General features: G+C 53.2%; 7 protein-coding genes and 1 other annotated feature. Of the genes, 5 read left to right on the top strand and 2 right to left on the bottom strand.

The window, feature by feature from the left end:
- Positions 1-148 precede the first annotated feature (148 nt).
- Complete coding sequence (locus HMPREF0494_RS09715; RefSeq protein ID WP_007124790.1) at positions 149-1,135, bottom strand: LacI family DNA-binding transcriptional regulator; 987 nt, start codon at positions 1,133-1,135, stop codon at positions 149-151.
- A 141-nt stretch (positions 1,136-1,276) separates the two neighbouring features.
- Positions 1,277-1,520 (top strand) — a binding site (T-box leader).
- An 80-nt stretch (positions 1,521-1,600) separates the two neighbouring features.
- Here HMPREF0494_RS09715 and HMPREF0494_RS09710 point away from each other — a divergent pair.
- The 5 genes from HMPREF0494_RS09710 (at position 1,601) to HMPREF0494_RS09690 (ending at position 7,360) form a co-directional block, all read left to right on the top strand.
- Positions 1,601-2,452, top strand: a complete 852-nt coding sequence (locus tag HMPREF0494_RS09710; protein WP_007124789.1) for a MetQ/NlpA family ABC transporter substrate-binding protein — start codon at positions 1,601-1,603, stop codon at positions 2,450-2,452.
- 10 nt (positions 2,453-2,462) lie between these two features.
- Positions 2,463-3,527, top strand: coding sequence for a methionine ABC transporter ATP-binding protein (locus HMPREF0494_RS09705; protein WP_007124788.1), 1,065 nt, complete (start codon positions 2,463-2,465; stop codon positions 3,525-3,527).
- Positions 3,520-4,209, top strand: coding sequence for a methionine ABC transporter permease (locus HMPREF0494_RS09700; protein ID WP_007124787.1), 690 nt, complete (start codon positions 3,520-3,522; stop codon positions 4,207-4,209). The genes HMPREF0494_RS09705 and HMPREF0494_RS09700 overlap by 8 nt, the downstream gene beginning before the upstream one ends.
- 21 nt (positions 4,210-4,230) lie before the next feature.
- Positions 4,231-5,370: an ArgE/DapE family deacylase gene (locus HMPREF0494_RS09695; protein ID WP_007124786.1), complete on the top strand. Its 1,140-nt coding sequence runs from the start codon at positions 4,231-4,233 to the stop codon at positions 5,368-5,370.
- A gap of 538 nt (positions 5,371-5,908) precedes the next feature.
- Positions 5,909-7,360, top strand: a complete 1,452-nt coding sequence (locus HMPREF0494_RS09690; RefSeq protein WP_040459053.1) for a PTS transporter subunit IIC — start codon at positions 5,909-5,911, stop codon at positions 7,358-7,360.
- A 93-nt stretch (positions 7,361-7,453) separates the two neighbouring features.
- On the opposite strand, the gene msrB is transcribed toward HMPREF0494_RS09690, so the two are convergent.
- Positions 7,454-7,885 (bottom strand): peptide-methionine (R)-S-oxide reductase MsrB, encoded by a 432-nt coding sequence (gene msrB, locus HMPREF0494_RS09685; protein ID WP_007124784.1) that lies wholly within the window; start codon positions 7,883-7,885, stop codon positions 7,454-7,456.
- Between the last annotated feature and the right edge of the window lie 114 nt (positions 7,886-7,999).

The following is a 7,999-nucleotide window of genomic DNA, read 5'->3' as shown; positions in this document are numbered from 1 at the left end:
CAACCACAAGGCTAGTGTCTAACGCCGCGCAGCAAGGCTATTTGCCTACGAACGCTAGCCGGCCCGTACCGTGCCAACTATCGTCCTAGGTTAGCCATACGCCTTGTCGAGGAGGTTATTTCCCACTCCCGATCTATCTTTTTCATTTTCAAGCTGTTCCCCCGTCAATGAGCTGGACCGGAAGCTGCACGGAACCAGTAGTCTGCCCACCAGCAATCCGCTGCTGCAAAAGGTCCACCGCCCGCTTCGCCATCTCGTCAATTGGCTGCTGAACCGTAGTCAATTCGGGGAGCAGGGTCCGGGTCATATTAGCCCCGTCGAAGCCGACCACCTTCAAATCATGGGGAATGTGCCGGCCCCGTTTCCGGGCCACCTGGATAATCAGGCTGGCATTCGTATCATTGTCAGCAAAAATCCCATCAACCTCCGGGTGTTCAGTAAACAAGCGATTAAAGATCGCCCGCTTCTCCTCATCGGTACTGTCGAAGTTCACCTCGTAGGTAATCGCCGGGCGGTGCCGAGCCTGCATCATTTCCTCGTAGGCCCGCCGCCGTTCCAAGTTTGGCGACGGCAAGCCGTGCGGATAATTAGTATGGATAATGTGCTGGCAGCCATCGTCCAGCAACCGCTGGGTGGCCATCTTGCCACCGGCATAGTTATCCGCCGCCACCACCGGGATGTCCTTGCTTACCCAGCGCTCAATTGAAACAACCGGCAGCTGAGTATCCCGATACTGCTTAATCCCCTCATTGTGGGCCCCGACAATCAAGCCATCGACCTGGCCGTTGAGCAGTTGCCGCAGGTAGGCCTCTTCCCGCTCCGGATTGTTTTGGCTATTCCCCATCAGGACCCGGTAGCCCCGCCGGTAGAGCTCCTGGTCCAGCTGGGCCTCCAGTTGGGCAAAGAAGGGGTTATCCACCGTTGGAAAGACTAGCCCGATCAGGTTGGTTTTTTGCTGGAAGAGCTGCCGGGCAATGACGTTTGGTCGGTAGTGAAGCTCCTGCATCGCCTGGTGCACCTTGTCAATCGTGGCTTGGCTCAAGTAGCCCCGGTGATTGAGCACCCGGGAAACCGTTGTTTTGGAGACTCCGGCCACCGCGGCCACGTCTTCTAATTTTACTGCTTGTTTTTTCATCTTACCCCACCGCTTTAGTATTTGTGCTTATTATACCGCACCATTAAAGTAATTCTCCGCCCCTTTTTGCAAAAAATTAAAAAAGTCGTTGACAAAAATTAGAATGTCATTATAATTAGTGACAACAAATTAATCAAACGTTAAAACATATCGAAAGGCAGAGTAAACGCCCAAGCTGTTCAGAGAGTTGCTGGCTGGTGAAAAGCAATGAGTCTAAGCGTCGAAGATGGGTCTGGAATGGTACCGGTGATTATTAGCCGGTGACGGGTTAGCACACGTTACCAGTGCTGGGTAATTCTAAGAATTAACTTAGAGTTACTCACTGAGGCTGGACCGGCGACGGTCTAGCAAACAAAGGTGGTACCGCGAAGCATTCGTCCTTTTACTAGAGGACGGGTGCTTTTTTTGTGGCAACGTTTGGTTAATTAACACTATTATTTTGAAAAACGAAAGGGAGTTTTGATTATGAAGAGAAGAAAGAAACGGAATGCAATTATTTGGGCAGTAGTCGTTGTGGTCGTCCTGATCGCGGGTTACTTTAGCTTTGTCCGCCCCCAGCAACAAGCCGCTAAGACGGTGACGGTCGGTATCATGGCCTCTTCCAAGGCTGATGACCACATCTGGAATTCGGTCGCTAAAACCGCCAAGGATAAGTATGGCGTAACGGTTAAGTTCCGCCGCTTCACCGACTACAATCAGCCAAACAAGGCCCTGGAAAACGGTGACGTCGACTTGAACGCCTTCCAGCACAAGCTCTTCCTGCAAACCTGGAATAAGGCCCACCACACCGACATCGTTTCGCTTGGCGACACCTTCATCACCCCAATTCGGGTTTACTCCAACCAGTACAAGAGCGTTAAGGACCTGCCAGACGGTGCAACCGTGGCGGTACCAAACGATGCTTCCAACGAATCCCGGGCCCTCTTCGCTTTGAAGAACGCCGGTCTCTTCAACCTAAAGAAGGGGACTAAGCTGGCTACTGCATCGTCCATCACTGATAACAAGAAGAACATCAAGATCAAGGAACTGGCCGCTGACCAGACTGCCCGCTCCTTAAACGATGTCGACGCCGCCGTAGTGAACACCAACTACGCCCAAGCAGCCGGCCTCGATTACAAGAAGGCCATCTTCGTTGAACCAATCAACCAGGATTCCAAGCAGTGGGTCAACGTGATCGCAGTTCTGAAGAAGAACAAGAACAACAAGGCTTACAAGGACGTTGTCAAGGCTTACCAGACTGAAAAGACCAAGCAGCTGATCAAGAAGTACTACGGCTCAGCCGAAATTCCAGCATGGGATCTCAACTTTAACAAGTAGGAGGTAGCGTATGGCGAACCCAATTATTGACTTACAAGACATTAACGTCACCTTTAAGCAGGGCAAGGAAGTTGTCCACGCGGTTAAGGATGTGTCGTTATCCATCGACAAGGGCGATATTTACGGTATCGTCGGCTATTCCGGGGCCGGAAAATCAACTTTAGTCCGGACCATCAACCTCTTGCAAAAGCCGACTGATGGCACCGTGACCATCGACGGCGACGTCTTCTTTACGGACCACCAGCAGCAGTTATCCAATAAGGAGCTGCAAACGAAGCGGCGGTCCATCGGGATGATTTTCCAGCACTTCAACCTCCTAAACGAAACCTCGGTGATTGAAAACGTCCTCTTCGCACTCAAGCACAGTAGCTTGGACGACGACGCCCAGGAAAAGAAGGCTTACGAGCTGCTCGACCTGGTCGGCTTAAAGGACAAGGCGGACTTTTACCCCGTCCAGCTATCCGGTGGTGAACAACAGCGGGTTTCCATCGCCCGGGCCCTGGCCAATGATCCGGCCATCCTGATTTCGGACGAGGCCACCTCGGCGCTGGACCCCCAAAACACCAACCAGATCCTGGACCTGCTCAAGAAGCTCAACGATGAATTGGACCTGACCGTGGTCCTGATCACCCACGAAATGGACGCCGTCAAGCGGGTTGCCAACAAGATTGCGGTCATGGAGCACGGGCAGATTATCGAACGCGGCCCGTTGCAGAAGGTCTTCTTACAACCGCAGCGGGAACTGACCCGGCAGTTTGTCGGCGGTTCCTTGGCCGCCATCGACACCCTCAAGGCCTTCAACCTCGACCAGCTCGGCCCTGACGAGGACCTCTTCCAGCTGGTCTACAACGGCAACAACGTCACCAAGTCAATCATTATCGAGCTCTACAAGCAGCTTGGCGTGGAAGCAAGTATGCTTTATGGGAACATCGAAATCCTTGGTGGTGAGCCGGTCGGCACCCTGTTCGTCGTCGTTAAGGGCGATGAGCAGCAGCGCCAAGCCGCGGTTAAGTTCCTGCAAGATAGTAAGGTTACCGTAACGAAGATTGATGATAGGAGGATTTGGCATGAGTAGTTTTTTACCAAACGTCGTACAGCTCGGCTGGGGAGGCGATAACGGCTGGGGAACCTCCATCGGCCAAACCATTTACATGACCGTCTGGCCAGCAATTATCGGCGGCCTGATCGGGCTTGCCTTTGGGGTGGCCCTGGTCGTCACCGAACCCGGAGGCATTCTGGAAAACCGCCTGCTCTTTAACATCTGCGACAAGGTGGTTTCAGTTTTCCGGGCCATTCCGTTCATCATCTTACTGGCCTTTATCGCCCCAGTGACCCAGGCAATCGTGGGGACCCAGATTGGGACCACGGCCGCCCTGGTTCCCCTGTCGATCGGCTTCTTTGCCTTTTACGCCCGGCAGGTCCAGGTGGCGCTCAAGAGCGTTGACCAAGGGAAGATTGAAGCGGCCCAAGCGATTGGGTCGACAAATAAGGACATTATCTTTGACGTCTACCTCCGCGAATCGCGGTCAGAGTTAGTCCGGGTCTCCACCGTTTCCCTGATTAGTCTGGTCAGCTTGACCGCCATGGCTGGAGCAATCGGGGCCGGGGGCTTAGGTAACACCGCCATTTCATACGGTTATGACCGGTTCAACAACGACGTCACATTGGTTGCGACCCTGCTGGTCCTCTTGTTCGTTCTGATTATCCAAGTCATTGGTGACCTGCTAGCCAAGAAGCTCAACCACCAGGACCGCTAAAATTGTGAGGGGGAAAGGAAAATGAAAGCAAGCGAACAGGTGCAGGTTCTGCAAGATTTGATTCGGATCCATTCCACCAACGGTAACGAGATTGAGGTGGCAGCCTACCTGAAACAGTTACTGGCGGAACACGGGATTGATGCCCAAGTTGACGAATTCGGCGACCGCCGGGCCAACCTGACGGCCCAGATTGGGCAGAGAAATGGCGACCGAGTCCTTGGCCTGACCGGCCACATGGATACCGTCGCCGTTAACAGCCCGCAGAGCTGGCAGCACGACCCCTTCGGTGGGGAAATTGTCGGCGACCGGGTTTACGGCCGGGGCGCTGCGGACATGAAGAGCGGCCTGGCTGCCGAGGTGCTGGCGCTGATTGAACTCCAGGAGGCCGGGGAAGTACCGAGCGGGACCGTCAAGCTGATTGCCACGGCCGGCGAGGAGCTGGGGACCCCCGGGGCCAACCGGTTAGCTGGTCAGGGTGCCGCCAACGAACTCAGCGCCCTAGTAGTGGGCGAGCCCACTGGCGGCAACGTTATTTTTGCTCACTCCGGCAGCCTTAATTACGAGGTAACCAGCACCGGAAAGTCAGCCCACAGTTCCATGCCGGAACAAGGTGTCAACGCCATTACCGGTTTGGTAAAGTTTATCGAAGCTGAAAACAGGCTGTTCGCTGACGCCCCGCGGGACCCCTACCTGGGCAAAGTCCAGCATAGTGTCACCGTGATTGAGGGCGGACACCAGGTCAACAGCATTCCCGATCATGCGAAGCTGAAGGGAAACATCCGCCCCACCCCTGCCTGCAATAACCGGGAGGTCGCGGCCCGGCTCAACCGGGTGATTGACCAGATTAACCACCAGACTTCTTTTCACTTGCAATTAAACATTTTCTGGGACTACCACCCCATCAGCACGGACCCGAACAGTGACTTCGTTCAGTCTGCGCTCCACGCCGCCCAGCAGTTCTTCCCCCACCCGGTCACGACCGGAATCATCAACGGGGCGACGGATGCCAGCGTTTTCCGCCGCGAACGGCCGGACCTGCCCGTCATCGTCCTCGGCAGCGACGCCTGGGACGTGGCCCACGCAACCGACGAATACACAACGATACCCGCCTACCACGCAACAATTGAGACTTACAAGCAGATTATTAGGGACTTCTTCTAAAAGTTGTCTAAGGGATTAGGAACTAACCGAACTAATTTATAGATAATACTGCGCGGCGAAAGACAAGGGAGTGGGATAACGAACTAGCTCGTCTAGTTCGTTATCCCACTCCCTTATTTTATTAAGTAGCTGGGCTAATTTACTTTTAATTCTAAAGCACCGCTGACATAATCCTTAACTTTTCCTAAGCAAACGATAAGCATTTACGCCTCATTGCTCAGGGAAAAATTAGCTAATTATTATCTTTGCGAAGCGCTATCATTGCTATAATATAAGTGTAAACAAAGATTAATTAACTAGAAAGGGTGTTTACCATGATGTCAGCTTTAAGTAATGCAATTGCCGTTGTAAGTTTCCTCGGGATTCTGATTGCCTCTGCCGCGGGGATGTTTATGGGTAAACCACAAAATTAATTAACTTACCGAGCAATTATTTAATTTATACCGATACCGGACAGAAAAGTTTTTGCGTTTCTGTCCGGTATTTTTGTTAATAACGTTATAATGAAGATAAGTCTAAAGAAGGGGAAGTGCTGTTCTTGCTCGAATTTGTCAATCACTTTTTTAATGCTTTCGGTGCCACAGTGGTGGTACCGATCATGATCTTCATCATTGCCCTCTGCCTGCGGGTCCCGCTTAAAACGGCGGTCCGCTCGGGTCTTTACGCCGGGGTCGGCCTAACCGGCTTTTCCTGGATCATCAGTGAATTCACTCCGGTCGTCACCAAAATTATCCGGCAGATGGTCAACAATTCCGGGATCCACCTTCCCGTGGTTGATATTGGCTGGCAGGCTGGTTCCCTGGCCAGCTTTGGTTCTTCAGTCGGGCTGACCTTCTTCGTTTTCGGCCTGCTTGCCGAATTTCTCCTGTTCGCCGTTGGCATCACCAAGGTGTTTATGCCTTCCAACTTGTGGAATAACTTTGGCTTTATGATCTGGGGAACCGTTGCCTACTACGTCACTAAGAACTACTGGCTGTCCCTCGGCCTGTCATTTTTTATGCTCCTCTATTCCCTGTTGCTGGCCGAGATTCAGGCCGACAGCTGGTCCCGTTACTACAAGGTGAATAACGCCACCGTCTGTGCGCCCCACAACATTGTGCAAACCGTGCCGGCAATCATCTTAGACCCCCTCTGGAACTTCCTAGGCCTCAACAAGGTTAACTTTACCCCGCGAAGCTTACAGCAACACCTGGGAATTCTGGGCGAACCCACCGCGCTGGGGGCAATTCTCGGCCTGATTATCGGGATCCTCGGCAACCTTACCCGGCTGGGCAGCTACCACGCCTGGGGACAAATCTTACAGTTTGCCGTCCAGCTATCTGCCGTAATGACCATCTTTCCCCTGGTTACTAACGTCTTCGCGAAGGCCTTCACCCCGCTGGCGAAAAACATCGACCAACGCCGGCGCCAGGCTGCCGGGGACACGGCGGCGCCTGACCCCATTAACGACCGCAAGCGCTGGTTCCTAGCCGTCGATGACGGGGTCGGTTATGGCGAATCAGCAACCATCATTTCGGGGATGATCCTGATCCCGATCATGGTCGCACTGGCTTTCATCCTGCCGGGCAACCGGACCCTACCGGTCGTCGACCTCATCTCCCTACCGTTCATGGTGGAATCAATCGTCGCCCTTACTAACGGCAACATCTTAAAGGTCATTGCCAACGGCATCGTCTGGTTCAGCATCGGGCTGTACTGTTCCAGCTGGTCGGCTGCCATGTATACTGGCGCCCTGCAGCATTACGGGGCCGTAATCCCTGCGGGAATTGTCCTCGTCACCAGCTTTAATTTGATGGCTCGGCCGCTGAATGCTCTAGTCTTTGCGGCCTTTATTTCCCAAAACCCGTTCTTAATTGGCAGCTGCATTGTGGTTTACCTGGTCCTGCTGGTGGCCCTGCGTCGCTACCGCCCGCAAATCTGGCACTACCTCCGGCGGATGGCCGACGCTAACGTGGGCACGGTAGCGGTAAGAAACGGGCATCACGATTAAACGCTGTGCTTTGATAACAAATAAAATGGCCATAACCGGTTCAGTTCTGTAGCCGGTTATGGCCATTTTACAATTAATCCGCCGCTTGATTCGTTAGGAGTTAAACAAACTCAAATACTCCCCATAGCCGGCCGCTTCCAGCTGGTCCAACGGAATGAAACGCAGGGCCGCGGAATTGATGCAGTAGCGCAAACCGCCACGGTCCTGGGGCCCGTCAGTAAAGACGTGGCCGAGGTGTGAATCCGCCTTTTGACTGCGCACCTCGGTCCGTTCCATTCCCAATGATTGGTCGCGTTTTTCCTTAATGGCTCGACGGGTAAGCGGCTTGGTAAAGGCCGGCCAGCCGCAACCGGAATCATACTTGTCCAGTGACGAAAACAGCGGTTCACCACTCACCACGTCAACGTAGATTCCTGGCTGATCAAATTGGTCGTATTTACCTGTAAAGGGCCGTTCCGTTGCGGCTTCCTGGGTCACGGCATACTGGATCGGTGTCAATTTTTCACGCAGGTTCTTTTTCTCCATCACAATCCCTCCTTACGGTGCCAGCTTACCATAAAAGCAAGCCGGGCCCCATTATCCTGCTCAGTGCAAATTAGTTGTCAAAGCAGCCCTTCTAAGGATAATAGAAAGAAAACA

Origin of the sequence: Limosilactobacillus antri DSM 16041 (assembly GCF_000160835.1) — a bacterium.
Lineage (GTDB): Bacteria > Bacillota > Bacilli > Lactobacillales > Lactobacillaceae > Limosilactobacillus > Limosilactobacillus antri.
This window is presented reverse-complemented; position numbering and strand designations above follow the sequence as displayed.